Genomic DNA, 19,581 nt, shown 5'->3' with positions numbered 1-19,581 from the left:
CCGGATGCGGTACGGACCTTCCGCACCGCGGCGGACGTGCCCGCTCCCCCGCCGCGCCTAGCGTCTGGCGGCACGACGCACGACTGCGTCGTACGACACCACGACGTACGGCGCACGCGCCGGCCGCCGAGCTGGGGAGGACCCGGGCCATGACCGCACCACCGCACACCGTCCGCACCGAGAGCGACCGCGGTGCCGAGGTACTCATCGACCTGCGCGGGGTCAGCAGGACGTACGAGGAGGGCCCGCCCGCGCTGGACGACCTCACCCTCGCGGTGCCCACCGGGCAGGCGCTCGCCGTCCTCGGCCCGTCCGGCAGCGGCAAGTCGACGCTGCTCAACCTGATCGCCGGCCTGGACCGGCCGGACGCCGGCACCGTCGGCGTCGACGGCCTGCGCGTGGACGGGCTGAGCGAGAGCGCGTCGGCGAAGTACCGCAGGGCGTCGGTCGGCATGGTCTTCCAGTTCTTCAACCTGCTGGACGACCTCACCGTCGCCGACAACGTGCTGCTGCCGGCCCAGTTGGCCGGGATGCCGCGCGCCCGGGCCGCCGCGCGGGCCGCGGAACTGCTCGCGTACCTCGGTATCGAGCGGCACGCCCGCGCGTACCCCGGCCGGCTGTCGGGCGGCGAACGGCAGCGCGTGGCGGTGGCGCGGGCGCTGATGAACCGGCCTCCGCTGCTGCTCGCCGACGAGCCCACGGGCGCGCTGGACACCGCGTCGGGGGCGGAAGTCCGCGAGCTGCTGCGGGATCTGCACGCGGACGGGCAGACGATCGTGCTGGTGACGCACGACCTGGCGCTCGCGGAGTCGTGCGCGACGCGGACGGTGGAGCTGGTGGACGGGCGGATCGCGCGGGACAGCGCGGCCGGCGGCACGGGCGGTGCCGCGGGCGGTGACGCAAGCAGTGCCGCGGGCGGTGCTGCGGCCGGCGCCACGGGCACCTCGTACGGCGCCGCCGCCGCGCGGGGCGGCCGCCCCGGGGCCGTCCGATGAGCGCCCTGGGCCGGGTGGTGCGCGCCGGGGTCGGCCGGCGGCGCGTGCAGACCACCGTGATGGTGCTGACCACGCTGCTCACCGTCGCCGCCGCCGTGCTGGCGACCGGGCTGCTCGTCGGCTCCCGGGCGCCGTTCGACGACGCCTTCGACCGGCAGCACGGCGCCCACCTCACCGGGCAGTTCGCCGCCGCGGAGGCGACGGCCGCGCAGGTGGCGGCCACCGCCGGCGCCGAGGGCGTCGCCGCGGCCTCCGGCCCGTACGGGATCACCTCGCTGCGGCTGCGCGTCACCACCGCGCCCGCGGGGGCCATGTCGCCGCCGTTGACGGTCGCGGGGCGGAAGTCGGCCGGCGGTCCCGTGGACGACCTGGACGTCACGGAGGGCCGCTGGGCGCGGGCGCCCGGCGAGATCGTGATCGAGTCGGGCGCGCGGGCACCGGACATGGTGCTCGGCGCGCGGGTGCGGGTCGACGGCGTGCCGGGCAGTCCGACGCTGAAGGTCGTCGGGATCGCCGAGTCGGTGGGCGAGAGCGCCGACGGCTGGGTCGTACCGGCGCAGCTCGGCGGGCTGACCGCGCCCGACGGCCCCCGCCCGGACCGCCAGATGCTCTACCGCCTCGACGACGCCGGCTCCCGCGCCGACGTCGCGGCGGGGCGCAAGGCGGTGGCCGCCGCCGCGCCCGCGGGGGCGCTGACGGGGTCGCAGTCGTACCTGGACGTCAAGCAGCTCGCGGACGAGAACACCGCCGCCTTCATCCCGTTCGTGACCGCCTTCGCGCTGCTGGGGCTGGCGATGTCGGTGCTGATCGTGAGCATCGTCGTCAGCGGCGCGGTGGGCGCGGCGACGCGGCGGATCGGGATACTGAAGTCGCTGGGCTTCACGCCGCCGCAGGTCGGGCGGGCGTACGTCGCGCAGGCGGTGATCCCGGCGGCGGTGGGGGCGGTGCTGGGCGCGGTCGCGGGCAACGCGCTGTCCGTGCCGCTGATGCACGAGGTGGCGACCGCGTACGGCACGGGGCGGATCCTCATCCCCCTCTGGGTCTCGCTCGCGGTGCCGGCGGCGGTGCTCGTCCTCGTCGCGGCGACGGCCCTGGGCCCGGCGCTGCGGGCGGCCCGGCTCCGTACGACGGCGGCGCTCAGCGTCGGCCGCACACCGCGCGCGGCGCGGGGCCGCCGGGTACGGCACCTGGTCGGCCGGCTGCCGCTGCCGCGGGCGGTGGGGCTGGGCCTGGCGGGCCCGTTCGCCCGGCCGGCGCGATCGGCGACGATGGCGGCGGCGGTGACGTTCGGGGCGCTGGCGGTGACGTTCGCGGTGGGGCTGGGGACGTCGCTGCTGGCGCTGGAGCGGGAGGGGACGCCGGACGCGACGGGGGATGTGATGGTGCACCGGATGGTGGGCCCGGGCGCACCGGGTGCGCCGGGCGGACCGGGCGTCTCGGGCGAGCACGAAGAGGCACCCCCCGGCGCGGGACCGGCCCCCTCACCGGCACCCCCCTCCCCCGCCGGATCCACCGGATCCGCCGCCTCCGCCAAGGAGATCGCGGCGGCGATCGGCGCCCGCGAGGAGACGGAGCACTACTTCGCCACCGCCGAGGCGGACGTGGCGGTCACCGGCCGGAAGGGCGCCGTACCCCTGGTCACGTACCGCGGCGAGGCCCCCGCCGACGGCCACCGCCTCGCCGCCGGCCGCTGGTTCGCCGCCCGCGGCGAGGCGGTCGCACCCGCCCGCTTCCTGGCGGCCACCGGCACCGAGATCGGCGACACCGTGACCCTCCGCGACGGCGGCCGCACGGCCGAACTCCGCATCGTCGGCGAGGTCTTCGACCTCGGCGACGAGGGCATGGCCGTCCGCACCGCGTACGCCTCCGTCGCCGCCCTCGTCCCCGACCTCGAACCCGCCGAGTGGGCGGTGGACCTGACCCCGGGCACCGACCGGAGCGCCTACCTCGAAGCGCTCAACGCCGACCTCCAACCGCTGGGCGCCGAGGGGACCTTCTCCGAGGACGACGAGCAGTCGCCGGTGATCGTCGCCATGCAGGCGCTGATCGCGATGCTCACGGCGATGCTGGTGGCGGTGGCCTGCCTGGGCGTCCTCAACACCGTCGTCCTCGACACCCGCGAACGGGTCCACGACCTGGGCGTGTTCAAGGCCCTGGGCATGAGCCCGAGGCAGACGGTCGCGATGGTCCTCACGTCGGTCGCGGGCATCGGCCTGGCCGCGGGCGCGGCGGGCGTGCCCCTGGGCGTGGCCCTCCACCACTACGTGGTCCCGGAGATGGGCCGCTCGGTCGGCACGAACATCCCGGACGCCCTGGTCGACATCTACACGCCCGCGCACCTGCTCCTCCTGGCTCTGGCGGGTGTGGCGATAGCCACCGCGGGCGCGCTTCTCCCCGCCACCTGGGCAGCAGCCACCCGCACGGCAACGGCCCTGCGCTCGGAGTGAGGGTGCCGTCGTGAACGGGCCGAGGGTCAGCCGACCCAGCTCTTCAGGATATCCGTGTCGAGCGTGATACCCACCGGGTCGGGAAGGACGACCTCCTCGCCGAAGGGAGCCCGGTGGGTATCCAGATAGCAGCCGCGCTCGGCATCGGGGTTGGTGTGCACGACGACCGTGCCGGCGTCGCGGTCCACCAGGAGGTAGACGGGGATGCCGGCTGCCGCGTAGGCGGCCGGCTTGTCCTGCCGGTCACGGCGGTCGGTGTCCCCGTCATGCGACGTGACCTCCACGACCATCAGCACGCCCTCGGGATCAGACCACTCGCCCTCGCCGGCGAAGTGCCCGTCCGGTGCCAGAACCCCGTCCGGGCGGGCGCGCCCCTTCCGGTACTCCTCGACCTTCAGCCCCCGCCCGGCGGGGTAGAGAAAGAGATCGGGTCGCTGCTGCATGCACCGCCTTAGCAGCCACCTGACGATCTCGTCGTGGTCTCCGTCCGGCACACGCTTCTCCTCGATCCGTCCGTTGAGGAACTCCAACGTGACGGTCTCGGGCGCGGCGGAGGCGATCTCCTCGAACTCCTCTACCAACATGTGAGACGTGGTGCGTTCGGCCATAACCGTCATGGTGCCCTCCTTTCCAGGTGGGCGCCAGCTTCACCCGCCCCGACCACGGATGGGTCACATTACGTGATGAGTCACTCCATTGAGTGATCACTGAGGACTCGGCTCTGCCCCACTTCTCACACCTCCGCCGCCCTGGGGTCCACCGGGTGGACCGCCAGGGCGTGGACCGTGACGTCCATCCAGGGCCATACCGGCAGCGACGAGATGATCGCGTGCATCTCCGTCGGGTCCGCCGCCCGCCACAGGCCCCAGTTGTCCGTGCGGCCCGGGACCCGCCACATGCGGACCAGGTGGCCCGCCTCGGCGAGTTCCGCCGCGCGGCGGCGTTCGGCCTGGGAGACGGAGTCCTTGTACTCCGGGTCCATGCCCTCCGGCCAGGTGATGCGTATGTTGATGAGGAATTCCATGGGGTTCCTGTCGTCTCGTCGTGCGGGGAAAGCGTCAGGCGCCGAACGGGTCCGCCGGCGTGCCGTGTTCGGTGACCACGGACTTCGTCTGGAGGAACTCGGCGACCGCCTCGACGCCGTTCTCCCGGCCCAGGCCGGACTGCTTGTAGCCGCCGAAGGGGACGCTCCAGTGCAGCAGGCGGTACGTGTTCACCCAGACCACACCCGCCTGGAGCCGGCGGGACAGCCGGTGGGCGCGGGCGGCGTCCCGGGTCCAGAGGCCGGCGGCCAGGCCGTATTCGACGCCGTTGGCGATCCCGACCGCCTCGTCGTCGGTGCCGAAGGGGTGGACGGTGACGACCGGGCCGAAGACCTCCTCGCGGCAGACCGCCGCGTCGGGGGCGGCGTCGACGAGGACCGTCGGCTCGTACCAGTAGCCCCCCTTCAGGTCCGGCGCCACCGGCGCGCGGCGGCCTCCCGCCAGGGCGCGGGCGCCGCCCGCCAGGGCGTCGTCCACGTAGCCCTCGATCCGCTCCAGCTGCGCCGCCGACGCGACCGGGCCCACGTGCGTCCCCGCGTCCGCCGGGTCGCCCACCCGCAACCGCTGCACCGCCGAGGCGTAGCGGCGGACGAACTCGTCGTAGACCTCCCGCTGTACGAGGATCCGCGAGCCCGCCACGCACGTCTGGCCCGCGGCGGAGAACGCGCCCTGGCGGGCCGCGGTGACGGCGGCGTCCAGGTCGGCGTCGGCGAAGACGATGTGGGCCGACTTGCCGCCGGCCTCGCAGACGTAGCGCTTCATCAGGCCCGCCGCGCGCGCCCCGAGGGTTCGGGCGACCGCGGTGCTGCCGGTGAAGGTGACCATCGCGACGTCCGGGTGGTCCACCAGCCGCGCGCCCTCCTCCGCGCCGCCGATGACGACGCTGACGACGCCGGGCGGCAGGCCCGCGTCGAGGGCCAGTTCCGCGAGCCGTACGGACGACGCGGGGGCGTGCGGCGGCGGCTTGAGGACGACGGTGTTGCCCGCGGCCAGCGCCGGGGCGAGCTTCCACGAGCCCAGCGACAGGGCGCCGTTGAACGGGGTGAAGGCGGTGACCACGCCCAGCGGCTCCTGGCGGATCAGCGCGTCCGTGGTGGCGCCCAGCGTGCGGTGCCGGTCGTCGAGGGTCTCGGCCGCGGCGGCGAAGTAGCGGTACCAGCGGGCCAGTGCCCCCACCTCGCCGCGGGTGGCCGCCAGCGGCTTGCCGTTCGCCAGGGTCTCCAGCCGGGCCAGTTCGTCGGCGTGGTCCACGATCACGTCGCCGAGCCGGTGCAGCAGGTCGGCGCGGGCGTGCGCGGGCAGGCCGCCCCAGGGTCCGTCGGCGAAGGCGGTACGGGCGCCGCGTACCGCGTCGGCCGCGGCGTCCGGGTCGACGTGGGCCAGCGCCCACACCCGGCCCGTCGCCGGGTCGGTCAGCGGTACGGACGTGCCCGCGGGCGCTCGCCGGCGGCCCTCCGTGTGGGAGGTGTACTCGGCGGTGGCGGCGGGGGCCGCCGGAGCAGCGGGGGTCATGGTGCGGGGGTCCTTTCGGCGAGGGCGGCGCGGACGGCCGGGGTGTCGTGGTGGTGGCAGGCCACGGTGTGGCCGGCGGCCGCCGGGACCGCGGCGGGCGGCGGGGAGTCGCCCTCCCGGCATTCGGCGGTGGCGAAGGGGCAGGACGACTGGAAGCGGCAGCCGGGGGGCGGCGCGGACGGGTCCGGGGGTTCGGCCCGCGGGCCCTCCGGGTCCGTACGTGCGGCATCCGGGCGCGCCCGCGGGTCCGGCACCGGCACCGCCCGCAGCAGCGCCCGGGTGTACGGGTGCCGGGGCGCCGCGAACAGTTCGTCGCACGGCGCGCTCTCCATCACCTTCCCGCCGTACATGACCACGACGTGGTCGGAGATGTGCCGGACCACCCCCATGTCGTGCGAGATGAACAGGAAGCTGACGTCCCGCTCGCGGCGGAGGTCCTGGATGAGGTTGAGGATCTGGCCCTGGATGCTCACGTCGAGCGCCGAGACGATCTCGTCGCAGACGATGAACCGCGGCTCCACCGCCAGCGCCCGCGCGATCGCGGCCCGCTGGCGCTGCCCGCCGGACAGCTCGTGCGGGTAGCGGCCGGCCAGTTGCGCGCGCAGGCCCACCTGGTCGAGGAGTTCGGCGACCCGCCCGGAGACGGCGCCGGGCTCGACCGTGCGGTGCACGGTGAGGACTTCGCGGAGCATCGTCCGCAGCGTCATCCGCGGGTTGAGGCTCGCGTACGGGTCCTGGTAGACGATCTGCGCCACCCGCGGCAGCGTCCGGTCACGGCGCAGCTCGCCCAGCTCCCGCCCGTGCAGGCGCACGCTGCCGGAGGTGACGGGCGACAGGCCGAGCAGGGCGCGGCCCGTGGTGGTCTTGCCGCTGCCGGATTCGCCGACGAGGCTGACGATGCTGCGCTCGGGGACGGTGAAGGAGACGCCGGCCACGGCGTGGGTCATGCCGGTCACGCGGCGCAGCACCCCGGTGCGTACCGGGAAGTCCACCCGCAGGTCCGCCACGGCGGCGGCGGGCGGCGGGGCGGTGTTCTCGGCGGCCGTCATGTGCGGGCTCCTTCCGCGGGTACGGGGGCGGTGACCGGGCAGCGGACCAGGTGCCCGGCGCGCGCCGGATCCGGCTCCGCCAGCAGTGGGACACTGTCCCCGCACTCGTCCCGCGCCAGCGTGCAGCGCGGCTGGAACGCGCACCCCGGCGGCGGCGCCGAGGGGTGCGGCGGCAGGCCCGGGATGGCGGGGAGCCGGTCGCCGGGCTTCCTGTCCATGCGCGGTACGGACTGCATCAGGGCCCGCGTGTACGGGTGGCCCGGCGCGTCGAACAGCTCGGCGGTCGACGCCGTTTCGACGATCATCCCGCCGTACATCACGGCGATCCGGTCCGTGACGCCGGCGACGACGCCCAGGTCGTGGGTGATGAGCACCAGCGCCATGTCCAGCTCCCGGCGCAGCCGGTCAATGAGCCGCAGCACCTGGGACTGGATGGAGACGTCGAGCGCGGTGGTCGGCTCGTCGGCGATGAGGAGCTTGGGTTCGCGGCTGATCGCCATGGCGATCAGGACGCGCTGGCGCATGCCGCCGGAGAGCTGGTGCGGGTACGCGCGCAGCCGTTCGCGGGCGGCGGGGATGCCGACGAGCTGGAGGAGTTCGGCGCAGCGGTCGGCGGCGGTCCTGCGGTTGTGGCCGTCGTAGCGGATCAGCGGCTCGGCCATCTGCTTGCCGATGCTCATGGCGGGGTTGAGCGCGGACAGGGCGTCCTGCGAGACGAGCCCGATGCCGGAGCCGCGGATCCCGCGCAGTTGCTTCTGGGTGAGGGCGGTGAGGTCCGTGCCGTCGAACGTCACCCGGCCCGAGACCGTGGCGCCGGCCCGCCCCAGCATGCCGAGGACCGCCAGCATCGTCTGGCTCTTGCCGCTCCCGGACTCGCCGACGACGCCGAGCGACTCGCCGGCGGCGACCCGGAAGGAGACGTCGCGGACGGTGGTCAGCGAGGAGTCGTGGTCGTGGCCCGGGTGGGTGACCTCAAGGTGCGCTACGTCCAGCACGTTCACGGTGATGCCTCCCTACGCGAGCTTGATCTTGGGGTTGAAGTACGCCTGCGCCACGTCGACCAGCATGTTGATCAGCACGAAGGCGACGGCGATGACGAGGATTCCGCCCTGCACGAGGGGGATGTCGCGGGACGAGATGGCCTGCTGGAGCGCGAGGCCGACGCCCGGCCAGGAGAACACCGTCTCGGTGAGCACCGTCCCGCTCAGCAGGAACCCGGCCTGGAGGCCGATCACCGTGACCACCGACGGCATGGCGTTCGGCAGCACGTGCCGTACGACGACGTGGAACTCGCCGATGCCGCGCGAACGCGCCGTCTGCACGTAGTCGTTGTCGATGACTTCGAGCACGGCCGAGCGGGTCATGCGGGCGATGACGGCGAGCGACCACGCGGCCAGGGTGATGACGGGCAGCACCATGTGCGCCGCGGTGTCGAGGGCGCCGCCGCCGGCGATCGACGTCATGCCGGTGGCCGGCAGGATCCGCAGTTGCAGCGAGAAGACGACGATCAGGACGAGGCCGAGCCAGAACGACGGCACCGAGTTGAGGAAGAGGACGCCGACGGTCAGCCCCCGGTCGCGTACGGAACCGGGCTTCTGCGCCGCCCAGGTGCCGATGGCCACGCCGAGGACCGCGGCGACGACGATGGCGGTGCCGGAGAGCAGCAGGGTGTTCAGCAGCCGCTCGGACAGCACCTCGGAGACCGGGCGGCCGAAGGACAGGGAGCGGCCGAGGTCGCCGCTGAAGAGGTTGCCGAGGTAGGTGAAGTACCGGGAGACGGCGGGCTCGTCGAGGCCGAGGTCGGCGCGCAGGGCCGCACGGTCCTCCTCGGACGACGTCGGGCCGAGGAGCGCGGTGGCCTGGTCGCCGGGGATGATCTGGCCGAGGCCGAAGGTGGCGACGGTCACCCCGAGGAGTACGGGGATCATCTGCAGCCCGCGGCGCAGGATGAAGGTCAGCATGCCGCGTCTCCCGTCTTGCCGCCGTCAGCCGCTCGGTCGTCCTTCTTCGCCGCCCGGGAGCGCCGCGAGCGGGGGTCGAGCCGGTCCCGTACGCCGTCGCCGAGGAGGTTGAAGCCCACCGCCAGGACCACGACCGCCAGGCCCGGGAGCGTGGCGACGTGCGGCGAGGTCACCAGCAGCGCCCGGCCGCCGCTGAGCATCTGGCCCCAGTCGGGCGTCGGCGGCTGGGCGCCGAGGCCGAGGAAGGCGAGGCTGGCGCTGAGGATGACGTTGCGGCCGGTCTGCAGGGTGGCGAAGACGACCACGCCGCCCAGCAGGTTCGGGGCGATGTGGCGGAACGCGATCCGCCCGTGCCCGTACCCGAGGGCCGAGGCGGCCTCCACGTACTGCTCCTGCCGGAGCGAGACGACGTTGCCGCGGACGATCCGGCCGAACTCGGGGATGGTCACGACCACCACCGCCACGATCAGCGACGTGGTGCTCGGCCCGAGCGCGACGCCGATGCCCAGCGCCAGCAGGATGCCGGGGAACGAGAACATCACGTCGAAGATCCGCATGAGCACGCTGTCGACCCAGCCGCCGACGTAGCCGGAGAACAGGCCGATGCAGCCGCCGACCGCCAGCGCGAGGAGCGTCGGCAGGATCGCGACGAGCAGCGCCATCCGGGCCCCGTACATCAGCCTGCTGAGGATGTCGCGGCCCACCTCGTCGGTGCCCAGCAGGTGGCCGTCGCTGAAGAGGCCGAGGCCGATGGCCGCGGGGTCGGTGTCCAGCGGGTCGTGCGGGGCGATGAGCGGGGCCAGGAGCGCGACGAGGACGGTGGCGGCGACGATGCCGCCGCCGAGGTACGCGGTGGCGTTGCCGGCGGAGAGCCGGGCGAGCCGGCCGCGCGTGCGCGTCCGCGTCCGCGGGCGGGAGCCCGGGCCCGGGCGGGCGGCGGGCGGGCCCGCGGCTCCCGGTGGTGCTGCCGCGGTGGCCTTCATGGCTGTTCTCCCCTCACTTCTCTCGGCACCTGTCTCACTTCTCCCGTCCCTCACCGGCGGCGGATGGTGGTGTAGTCGATGTAGACGGAGGCGGCGGGCGCGACGCCGCCGACCCCGTCGGCGAGGAGCCGCGGCAGCCGGTCCTGGTAGAGGAAGACCCAGGGGGCGTCGGCGGCGATCTCGTCGGCGGCCTGCCGGTAGAGCCCCATGCGGCGCGGCGTGTCCGGCTCGCCCCTGGCCCGGTCGAAGAGCGCGTCGACGTCGTCGTTCGCGTACCAGCCGCGGTTGACACCCTCCGGCGGGTGCGCCTGGCCGCTGAACATCCGCTCCAGGAAGTCGGCGGCGTCGGCGCCCGTGGTCCAGCCGTTGAACGAGCCGTGGGTGCGGTCGTCGTAGCCGTTGCCCTCCTCGGCGACCAGCGACGCGAACTCCATGTAGCGCACCTTCAGCGACACCCCGACCGCCTTCAGGTCCTGCTCCAGCAGCGCCATGATCTCGGTCGCCTGCGAGAAGCCGGGGCCGCTGTCGGGTGCGAGGAGCGTGATGCGTACGGGCGTCGCGACGCCGCTCTCGCGGATGAGCTGCCGGGCGCGCTCCGGGTCGTACGTGTACGGGGAGCTGCCCTCCCCGTCCGTGTCCGCGGCCGCCTCGTCGTACGCCTCGTTGCCGCGCGGCAGCGGTCCGGTGGACGGTGCGACCTGGCCCTGCGTGAGGGTGGCGATCGCCTTGCGGTCGACGGCGTAGTTGAGCGCCTGCCGGAACCGCGGGTCGTCCGTGGGCGCGATGCGGGCGTTGAGCCGCAGGAAGTACTGGTTGGCCGCGTCCGGGTACTGCACGCTCATCGCGTCGTCGTGGGTGAGCTGGTGCACCTGCTGGGCGCCGGCGCTGAGGATGGCGTCGACCTCGCCGGTCTCGGCGGCGATGGCGAGCGTGGTGGGGTCGGTGACGGACTCGACGACGATGGTGGGCGTGCGCGGCTCGCCGCCCCAGTAGCCGCTGTTGCGCTCCAGGGTGATGCGCCGGCCGTGGTCGGCGGCGCCCTGCGTGAACGGGCCGGTGCCGACGGGGTGCAGGCCGATGTCGTCGGGCTTGCCCGCGTTCAGCGACGTGGGGCTGACGATGGACATGCGCCGGTCGGAGAGCAGCCGCGGGAGTCCCGCGTACGGCTCGGTCAGGCGCAGCGTCAGCTCGTACGGCCCGGTGACCTCGACGCGCTCGATCCAGCGGGTCAGGAACGTCATGTTCCCGGCGGCGGTGGCGTCGTGGACCGGGGAGTCCTCGTCCATGATCCGGTCGAAGTTGAGCTTGACGGCGTCGGCGTCGAGGCGGGCGCCGTCGGCGAAGGTGACGCCCTCGCGGAGTTCGAGGGTGTAGCTGAGGGCGTCGGGGGCGGACTTCCAGGACTCGGCGAGTCCGGGGCGCAGCGCGGGGGCGCGGTCCGTGCCGGCGCCGAGGTCCTCGCGGATGAGGGGGTCGTAGAGGGCGTCGACGATGCGCAGGCCGACGGTGCCGGACATGCGGTGCGGGTCGAGCGGGGGGATCTCGCCCTCGGCGCCGATGACCAGGGTGTCGGAGTCGCGGCCGAAGGACGGGTTGGCGCTGCAGCCGGCGAGGAGGAGGGCGGCGGCCAGCGCGCAGCCGGCGGCGGCGCGCAGGCCCCGGCGGGGTGCGCGGCGCGGACGGGGCGGACGGGGGCGGTGCGTGAACCTCATGCCGGTCGCCTTTGCTCGTCGTCGTCGGTCGGGTCGTCGGTCGGGTCGTCGGTCGGGTCCTGGGCCGGGGCGTGGCCCGGGTTCCGGGCCGGGGCGCGGAGTCCGGCGCCCGGGCCCGTGTTCCGGTCGCCGGGGCCGCCGCCCTCGCGCAGGTCGGCCAGCACCGCGCGGGCCGCGTTGCGGCCGGGGGTGCCGGTGACGTAGCCGCCGGGCCAGGTGCCGGCGCCGGAGAGGTAGAAGCCGCGCAGCGGGGTGCGGTAGCCGGCGACGGCGGGGTGCGGGCGGGCGCCGAAGAGGCCGGCGGGGAGCATGTCGCCGTGCGTGATGTTGCTCTCCAGCAGGCCGAGTTCGCGCTCGATCTCCACCGGGCCCATGAAGCGGTGGTCGGTGATCCGGTCGCCGAGGCCCGGCATCAGCTCCTCCAGTACCGCCACGCAGCGGCGCCCGAACGCCTCGACGCGCTCCCCGTCCCAGCCGCCGTCCGCGGGCGCGTACGGCGCATGCCAGGCGTTGACGCTGATCAGGTGGGTGTCGCCGGGGGTGAGACCGGGCGAGGTGAGGGTGGGGACGAGGCCCCACATCAGCGGGCGTTCCGACGTCCGCCCGGCGAGGGCGGCGGTGACGGACTCCTCGATGTGGCCGAGCGAGTCGCCGAAGCGGAACTGGCAGGCGCGCGCCGCCTCGGGGTCGGCGTCCTCGGGCAGGCCGGCGTACGCGGGCAGGGAGTCGACCTCCAGCACCAGCTTGAACGCCGAGCCGCGCATCCGCTGCCCCGCCACGTCCGCGCGGATACCGGGACCCAGCGCACCGTCGTCGAGGAGGTCGCGGAAGAGGTGGACGGGGTTGACCGCGGCGACGACGCGGTCGGCGGCCAGCTCCTCGCCGGCCGCGGTGACCACGCCGCGGACGGCGCCGCCCCGCTCGTCGTAGAGGATGCGGGAGACGGGCGTACCGGTGCGGAACTCGACGCCGTACGCGCGGCAGCTCGCCTCGAGCGCGTCGACGATGGCGCTCATGGAGCCGACCGGCAGGCCGGTCGAGCCGCGCAGCGCCACCCGCTCCGCGTCGCCGGGGCCGGTGAGGCCCGCCGCCGACGCCCGGGCGAACGGGCGCATCATCAGCCCGATCGCCGTGCCCGGCGCCGACGGCGGGACGAGCTGGGCGTTGAGCGCCAGCATCCCGAGCAGTCCCCCGACCTGCTCGGAGTCGAGCCGCTCGGCCAGCAGGCCGCGCAGGCTGCCGTCGAAGACGGCGTCGAAGAGCTTGCGGTCGTCCGGGTCCGCCAGCCGGCCGCGCAACTCGTCCAGGGCCGGCGGCGGTTCGTCCAGCGAGACGCCGAGGGCGGCGCCGAGCCGGTCCAGGCCGGTGATCAGCTCGCGGTAGCGGGCGGCCTCACCGGGGGCGAGGGCGTCGAGCTGGGCGTCGACGCGGCCCTGGTCGCGCCAGCCGGCGAAGCTGCGGTCGGCGAAGCGGTGCACGACGGTGGGATCGGCCCGTACGAACTCAAGGCCGTGGTCCGCGAGTCCCAGCTCCCGGACCACCGCCGGGTTGAGCGAGCCGGGCGAGTTGGTGAACGACAGGGTCCGGCCGGGCAGGAACTCGTACGGGCCGCACGGCCCGCCGAGGCGGTCGCGCGCCTCGACGACCGCGACGCGCAGCCCCGCCCGGCCCAGGTAGGCCGCGGCCACCAGACCGTTGTGGCCGCCGCCCACGACGACCGCGTCAAGGCGCCTCATTGCGCACACGTCCCCTCCGTCGACCTTTCCTGCTGCCTGTGTTCCTGCTGCCTGCTGCCTGCGTCCGGTACGTCCCGGCCGGTCAGCCCTGCGGGCCGGGACGGAAGCCCTCGTCGAAGACCCGGACCCAGTTGCCGCCCGAGATCAGCTCGATCTCCTGCTCGCCGAACCCGCGGCGGCGCAGCTCGGCGAGCACGTCGGCGTAGCCGCTGCCCGCGGCGAACCACTCGGGGAAGTCGACCTGGCCGGAGATCGGCACCATCGGCTTGCGGCTCCAGCGCCCCTGGCGCCACCAGTGCAGTTCCTCGTCGCCCTGGCCGGCGTAGTAGTCGGAGGCGAGGCCGACGTGCTCGACGCCGATCAGCTCGGCGGCGTACGCGACCATGTCGCAGAAGTCGGCGACGGTGCACGCCTGCCCGTTCGGCGCGAGCCGCGGGTACATGCTCAGCCCCACCACGCCGCCCTGCTCCGCCGACTTCTTCAGCACGGTGTCGGACTTGTTGCGGAAGGCGAGTTCGACGTCCTCGCCGACGAACGCGCGCGGGTTGGCGTGCGTGATCATGACGGGCCGCTCGGAGGTCTCGATCGCCTCCAGGGAGGTCCGCTCGTTGCAGTGCGAGATGTCGACGAGCATCCCGACGCGGTTCATCTCCCGGATGAGGTTCACGCCGTACGTGCGCGAGAGCCCGGCGTTGTCGGCCTCCCAGCAGCCGGCCCCGGCGGAGTTCTGGGTGTTGTACGTGAGCTGGGCGATCCGCACGCCGGCCTGGTGGAACGCGCCGACGAGGTCGAGGTCGTCCTCGAACGGGCTGCTGTTCTGGAAGCCGAGCACCACCGCGGTGCGGCCGTCGCGCTCCGCGGCGCGGATGTCGTCGGCGGTGCGGCCCTCGCACAGCAGGTCGGCGTGCTCGGCGAGGTGGCGCTGCCAGCGGCCCACCTCGCGCATGGTCTCGGTGGAGTCCTCCCAGATGGCCACGGTGACGTGCACGGCGGTGAGCCCGGCGGCGCGCCACTCCTCGAAGCGTTCGCGGGCGGGCTTGTTGAACTGCAGTGCGTCTACGAGCACGGTCCTGTTTCCTCTGCGGTGCGGTGGGGTGTGGTTCGTCGGGCCGGCGGGCCCGGGCGGTGGGCTCAGCCGGGGAGGCCGGAGAGGTCCGGGATGCCGCCGAGCCTGCCGAGGGCCGGCAGCTCGTCCCGCAGGCCGAGGTGGCGCAGGGCCCGCCACAGGGATGCCTGGTTGCTCGTCACGACCGGGGTCTGGGTGTCGAGTTCGAGGTACGGCAGCACCTCGAAGGTCCGGAACGTGCCGCAGGAGATGAGGAGCGCGTCCGCGTCGGGCGCCGCCTTGTGCAGCCGGCGCCCGAGCCGGTACGCGCTGTCGGCGTCGTGCACGCTGGCCTCGTACGGGTCGGTGAGCTGAAGGCCCTCCATCGCCACCACCTCGAAGCCGAGGGCGGTGAGGTAGGTGCGCAGGGACTCGTTGACCTCGTCGGTGTAGATGGTGCCGACGGCGACCTTCGTCGCGCCGAGGGCGCGGAGCGCGTCGTTGGTGGCCTGCTGCATCGTGATCGCCGGTACGCCGGTGGCGGCGGTCATCTCGCCGGTGACCTTCTCGTCGGTGCCCGGGCCCGGGATGAAGGTGCCGGGGGCGCCGCACTGCACGATCAGGTCCACCTTCGCGGTGGCCAGCTGCCGCGACGCCTCGACCACCTGGCTCATCATCTCCCGCAGCCCGGCGGCGTCGACGCGCGGGACGATGGTCCGGGCGTCGGCGAACGCGACGCCCGTAGGCGCTACTTCACGCCACTCCTCCGCTCCTTCGATCGCCGTCGCGGGGCGTATCTGCCCGATTCGTGCACGCCAGCCGAGCAACATCAGAGGCTCACCTCAAGTTCTGGGACACTGTACCAAGACTGATTGGGACACCGTACCTTCCGCTTTTGGGCAGGTCAATGGGGTGTGAAGAGAAGGATGCGGGCACGAAAAAGCCGGTCAGACGCCTACGGGGCGCCGGACCGGCCGGAAATCGCTGGTGAGTCGCAGGCTCAGGCGGGCTGCCGCCAGCGGAGGGCGATCTCGGCCGCCGCCTTCTGCAGCGCCGGCACCAGCTCCGCCATGCGCTCGTCGGTGAGCCGGGCTTCCGGCCCGTAGATGCTGAGGGCGGCGACGAGGCTGCCCTGCGTGCCGATGGGTACGGCCACGCCGCAGCCGCCGGCGATCCACTCGCTGCGGCTCAGCGCGTAACCGTTCGCGCGGACCTCGGCGACCTGTCCCAGAATCCGGTCCCCGGCCGTCTCGTCCGGACCGCCGGCGACATGCTCCGCCACCAGCCGGCCCAGCTCGTCCGCGGGCAGCAGGGACATGAGGACCCGGCCGGTGGCGCCGGAGAACAGCGAGTAGGGCCGGCCCACGCCGGTGATCAGCCGCAGCGGCTGCGAGCTCTCGGCCTCGTGCACGGTCACGCGGCGGCCGTCGACGATCGTGGAGATGCAGGCGGTCTCGCCGGTCACGGCGGCGATCCGGGCGGTCGTGCCGGTGGCGGCGCTGACCAGGTCGCTGTTGTCCGCGTGCTTCCAGGCGAGGGTGAGCGCGGCGGGCCCCACGACGTACTTGCGGGTGGCCTCGTCGGCGACGGCCAGGCCCACCTTCTCCAGGGAGGCGAGGATGCGCTGCGTGGAACTCTTGCTGATCTCCAGGTCGCGGCTCAGCTCACGCACACCGCGCGGCCGGTCGGCCTCCGCGATGGCCTTGAGCACCATGAGCGCGTGGTCCACGATCTGCACGGTCCCGGGCCCCTGCGCGCCCCGCCCCGCACCGGCGGCGGCCTCCGCGCCGCCCCGCCCGGCCGGGCCCGCCGGCTCCGACGCCTCTCCGGTCGCCATCGAGCCCGGTCCTCTCCTCGCAGCCTCTCCGCACCGCCAGGAAGTATCACACAAGGCCCCATGAGCAGTCACTTCACACCCACGCCCGCCCCCGGGAGCGGGGTGCTCCGCACGCGCGCGGCGCCCCGCCGACACGGCCCGGCCGCTCCGGGAGCAGGATGCTGGAACCCTGAGCCGGCATCGCAACAGGAGCAACCGTGGACCTGACCGGATACCCCACCGACTTCCTCGCGGACCTCGGCTTCCCCGAGGCCGCGCGGCGGTTCCTCGTACGCCGGACGCGCCGCTGGCCGCGCCTCTCCCTGAACGGGACGCCTCTGGACGACGCCGCGCCGGCAAGCTGGCAACTGCCGGAGGAGCCGGGCGCGTCCGGGTCGCACATCCTCGGCTTCGCCCGCGACGCCGCGATGGAGCAGCACTGGGAGGACGAGGGGTACGCGCTGGACGGCACCCGCGAGGGGCCGTTCGCCCTCTTCTACTCGCGCCACGGCGGTCCCCTGACGGCCCGCGCGGTCACCGGCGTCTCCGGCGTCCCGGAGCCGGTCGCCGAGTCGGTCGAGTCCATCGGCCTCATGCTGACCGGGTTCTTCGTGGTCACCCTCCTCACCCCCGACGACCCGGCCACCGACCCCTTCTCCGGCACCGTCCTCAACGACCTCCGCGCAAGCTTCAGCTCGTAGCGTCGCCGGCCTGTCCGAGGGTGGTGGTCTGGCCGCTGCGGTACTGGCGGGTGTCGAGGACGTGGACGGTGGCGAGGCACGTGAGGTGGCAACGGGTCGGCCGCGTGCCAGACTTGGTGCGTCGGTCCGGTCCGTGCGGAGGAGTGGGGCTTGCTGCAGCCGCTGGACGCGAACGCGCCACGCCACATCGGCCCGTACGAACTGCTGGCGCGTCTCGGCGCCGGCGGCATGGGCGAGGTCTACGTGGGCCGGGAGTCCGCCGGCGGCCGGGACCGGCTGGCGGCCGTCAAGACCGTACGCCCCGAGCTGGCTGACGACGCGGCCTTCCGGCGCCGGTTCCACCGCGAGATCGAGCTGGCGGGAAGGGTCGGCGGCGCGCACGTTGCCGAGCTGCTCGGCGGTGCCGCGGACGGCGAACCCCCCTGGCTGGCCACCGAGTACGTACCCGGCCCCGGCCTCGGCGAGGCGGTGCGGCGCACCGGCCCGCTGCCCGAGCGGACCGTCAGGGCCCTGGGCGCTGGGCTCGCCGCGGCGCTGCGGGCGATCCACGCGGCGCAGGTGCTGCACCGCGACCTCAAGCCGGCCAACGTACTGCTCTCCGCCGCCGGCGTGCGGGTGATCGACTTCGGTATCGCCCGCGCCGGGGGCGTGACCACGCTGACGTCGACGGGCTCGCTCGTCGGCACCCCGGGCTTCATGTCCCCGGAGCACGTCGCGGGCAGCAGATCGGTCGTCGCGGCCTCGGACGTGTTCTCCCTCGGCGCCGTGCTGTGCTTCGCCGCGACCGGGCACGGCCCGTTCGGGGAGGGCCAGCCGGCGGCGGTGCTCTACCGCATCGCCGCGGAGGAGCCCGATCTGGAGCGGGTGCCCGCGGGGTTGCGGGAGTTATTGGCGCGCTGCCTGGACAAGGACCCCGGGCAGCGCCCCACGCCGGACGACCTCGCGACCGGCCTCGCCGCCGGCCTCGACGCTGCCCCCGGCACGGTGGCGTGGCCTCCGCCCGTACGGGCCCGGATCGCCGAGTACGAGGAGGCCGCCGACCGGCTGCGCCGGGTCCCCGGCGGCTCGCTGCACCACCTGCCGACGCAGCCGTCCGCGCCTCCGGTGGGGGCACCCCGGCGGACCCGGCCGCCGCGTTGGCGGCGCGCGGTCCTGGTCGGCGCCGCGGGGCTGGCGGTGGCCGCGCTGTTCGCCGGCGGGGTCGTCGTGCTGGACCCGTTCTCGCCGGACGGCTCCGGCGGCGGCTCCGCCGGTCCGGGCGCCGGGGAGGAGGACGGAGACGGCGGCGACGGGACAAGGGCCCTGGTCGACGGCGTCGACGCACTGGGCGGCGTGGACGGCTCCGGCGTGATCCCGCAGGACCGCAGCCAGCGCCCCGAGGGGTGGCGGCAGTGGCGGGGCAAGCTCTCCCAGCCGCCGATGGGCTGCGCCGCCGACACGGCCGCCATCGTCTGCCAGCTGGTCGACGGTTCGTACGAGGGGGTGAGCGCGGCGGACGGGCACCCCCTGTGGCGCACCGGCGCCGAGCCCGGCAGCAAGGGCAGCTTCAGGGAGGCGACGTACGCCGGGGCCGCGGGCAACCTCTTCATGCCGGGAGACGGCGGGTTCCCCACGGTCCGCGACGGCGTCGCCGCCTTCGGCACCTTCGGCCGCCTCCAGGTGCGGGACGCCGCGACGGGGCGCCTCCGCTGGCAGAAGCGGCACAAGGACGCGGTCGGCGGCTACAAGGGGGACAACTTCGGCCGCCCCGTGGTGGCGGACGGCAAGGTGTTCGCCACCGCGAGCGAGAAGGTCGTCGCCTACGACCTCGACAGCGGCCGGGAGCTGTGGCGCCGCAACCTCACCAACGAGGACCTCCCCATGGCGGGGCGCCGCGTCAAGACGTTCGCGGCGACGACGTACGCGCACGGCCGCCTCTACGCCCGTACCGACCTGGGACTGATCGCCTACGACCCGGAATCCGGCGACACCCTGGCCGAGTCCCCGCCGTACGACGACGGCTGCGACCAGGTGCGGGTGCAGGGCGACGGCGCGTACTGCGCGACGGCCCTGAAGGAGGGCGGGGACGACTGGACGTGGACGCTCGTCCGGCACGACGCACGCACCCTGCGGCCCGAGGCGACGGTCCGGGCGCCCGGCATCGACACGAACACGCTGATCGGCTCGGTCGGTGAATCGTCGGTGATCGCGTCCGACTTCTTCGGCGGCGACATCCTCGTCATGGACCGCGAAACCGCCCGGGTCCAGCGGCGGTTCCCGTTCGGCGAGGAGTCACTCGGGCCGTATCCCCTGGTGCCGCCCCCGCTGATCGCCGACGACCGCATCGTCTTCGCCGACGCCTCCGAGCTGTACGTGCTGCCGCTCGACGACCCCGGTGCGGAACCGCTCCGCGTGAGGATCGACGGCGCCCCGGGCGGCCGGCCCAGGCCGGAGTGGAGCATCAGCGACGGCCTCGCCGTGTCGGACATCCCCCGCCACCCCTGGGTGCTGCCGCTGGGCGGCGTGGTCCACATCGTCTACGACCGGGGGACGATCGTCTCGGTGCCGCTGCCGGACGCGCCCCGGCGCGCGGGGAGTTGAC

16 protein-coding genes are annotated in these 19,581 nt (G+C 74.4%); 4 read left to right on the top strand and 12 right to left on the bottom strand.

Annotated features, from left to right (window positions below; genetic code table 11):
- Positions 1-149 precede the first annotated feature (149 nt).
- Both LG396_RS13155 and LG396_RS13150 read left to right on the top strand, forming a co-directional pair.
- Positions 150-995, top strand: a complete 846-nt coding sequence (locus LG396_RS13155; protein ID WP_225794915.1) for an ABC transporter ATP-binding protein — start codon at positions 150-152, stop codon at positions 993-995.
- A gap of 14 nt (positions 996-1,009) precedes the next feature.
- On the top strand, positions 1,010-3,442 hold the full coding sequence (locus LG396_RS13150; protein WP_372483501.1) for an ABC transporter permease: 2,433 nt from the start codon (positions 1,010-1,012) through the stop codon (positions 3,440-3,442).
- A gap of 26 nt (positions 3,443-3,468) precedes the next feature.
- On the opposite strand, the gene LG396_RS13145 is transcribed toward LG396_RS13150, so the two are convergent.
- The 12 genes from LG396_RS13145 to LG396_RS13090 form a co-directional block, all read right to left on the bottom strand.
- Entirely contained in the window at positions 3,469-4,059 is a 591-nt protein-coding gene (locus tag LG396_RS13145; protein ID WP_225794913.1) for a Uma2 family endonuclease, read from the bottom strand.
- Positions 4,060-4,175: 116 nt separating this feature from the next.
- Positions 4,176-4,466, bottom strand: a complete 291-nt coding sequence (locus LG396_RS13140; RefSeq protein ID WP_225794912.1) for a muconolactone Delta-isomerase — start codon at positions 4,464-4,466, stop codon at positions 4,176-4,178.
- 34 nt (positions 4,467-4,500) lie between these two features.
- Positions 4,501-5,997: an aldehyde dehydrogenase family protein gene (locus LG396_RS13135; RefSeq protein ID WP_225794911.1), complete on the bottom strand. Its 1,497-nt coding sequence runs from the start codon at positions 5,995-5,997 to the stop codon at positions 4,501-4,503.
- On the bottom strand, positions 5,994-7,046 hold the full coding sequence (locus LG396_RS13130; protein WP_225794910.1) for an oligopeptide/dipeptide ABC transporter ATP-binding protein: 1,053 nt from the start codon (positions 7,044-7,046) through the stop codon (positions 5,994-5,996). The genes LG396_RS13135 and LG396_RS13130 overlap by 4 nt, the downstream gene beginning before the upstream one ends.
- Positions 7,043-8,047: an ABC transporter ATP-binding protein gene (locus LG396_RS13125; protein WP_027766548.1), complete on the bottom strand. Its 1,005-nt coding sequence runs from the start codon at positions 8,045-8,047 to the stop codon at positions 7,043-7,045. The genes LG396_RS13130 and LG396_RS13125 overlap by 4 nt, the downstream gene beginning before the upstream one ends.
- 12 nt (positions 8,048-8,059) lie before the next feature.
- Positions 8,060-9,007, bottom strand: a complete 948-nt coding sequence (locus LG396_RS13120; RefSeq protein WP_018839374.1) for an ABC transporter permease — start codon at positions 9,005-9,007, stop codon at positions 8,060-8,062.
- Positions 9,001-9,990, bottom strand: a complete 990-nt coding sequence (locus tag LG396_RS13115; protein WP_018839373.1) for an ABC transporter permease — start codon at positions 9,988-9,990, stop codon at positions 9,001-9,003. The genes LG396_RS13120 and LG396_RS13115 overlap by 7 nt, the downstream gene beginning before the upstream one ends.
- 50 nt (positions 9,991-10,040) lie before the next feature.
- Complete coding sequence (locus tag LG396_RS13110; protein ID WP_225794909.1) at positions 10,041-11,702, bottom strand: ABC transporter substrate-binding protein; 1,662 nt, start codon at positions 11,700-11,702, stop codon at positions 10,041-10,043.
- Complete coding sequence (locus LG396_RS13105) at positions 11,699-13,438, bottom strand: phytoene desaturase family protein (RefSeq protein ID WP_225794908.1); 1,740 nt, start codon at positions 13,436-13,438, stop codon at positions 11,699-11,701. Before LG396_RS13105 ends, LG396_RS13110 begins: the two co-directional genes overlap by 4 nt.
- A gap of 82 nt (positions 13,439-13,520) precedes the next feature.
- Positions 13,521-14,504: a membrane dipeptidase gene (locus tag LG396_RS13100; protein WP_037740684.1), complete on the bottom strand. Its 984-nt coding sequence runs from the start codon at positions 14,502-14,504 to the stop codon at positions 13,521-13,523.
- A gap of 65 nt (positions 14,505-14,569) precedes the next feature.
- Positions 14,570-15,313, bottom strand: coding sequence for a maleate cis-trans isomerase family protein (locus tag LG396_RS13095; RefSeq protein WP_018839369.1), 744 nt, complete (start codon positions 15,311-15,313; stop codon positions 14,570-14,572).
- Positions 15,314-15,483: 170 nt separating this feature from the next.
- Entirely contained in the window at positions 15,484-16,320 is an 837-nt protein-coding gene (locus LG396_RS13090; RefSeq protein WP_037740682.1) for an IclR family transcriptional regulator, read from the bottom strand.
- 197 nt (positions 16,321-16,517) lie between these two features.
- On the opposite strand from LG396_RS13090, the gene LG396_RS13085 reads away from it, so the two are divergent.
- Together LG396_RS13085 and LG396_RS13080 are read left to right on the top strand one after the other, a co-directional pair.
- Entirely contained in the window at positions 16,518-17,000 is a 483-nt protein-coding gene (locus LG396_RS13085) for a hypothetical protein (protein WP_225794907.1), read from the top strand.
- 150 nt (positions 17,001-17,150) lie between these two features.
- Positions 17,151-19,580 carry a protein kinase domain-containing protein gene (locus LG396_RS13080; RefSeq protein ID WP_225794906.1) on the top strand — a complete coding sequence of 810 codons (2,430 nt, stop codon included), beginning with the start codon at positions 17,151-17,153 and terminating at the stop codon, positions 19,578-19,580.
- The last annotated feature ends 1 nt before the right edge of the window (position 19,581 follow it).

The sequence above is a fragment of the Streptomyces aculeolatus genome (assembly GCF_020400605.1).
Classification (GTDB): Bacteria; Actinomycetota; Actinomycetes; order Streptomycetales; family Streptomycetaceae; genus Streptomyces; species Streptomyces aculeolatus.
This window is presented reverse-complemented; position numbering and strand designations above follow the sequence as displayed.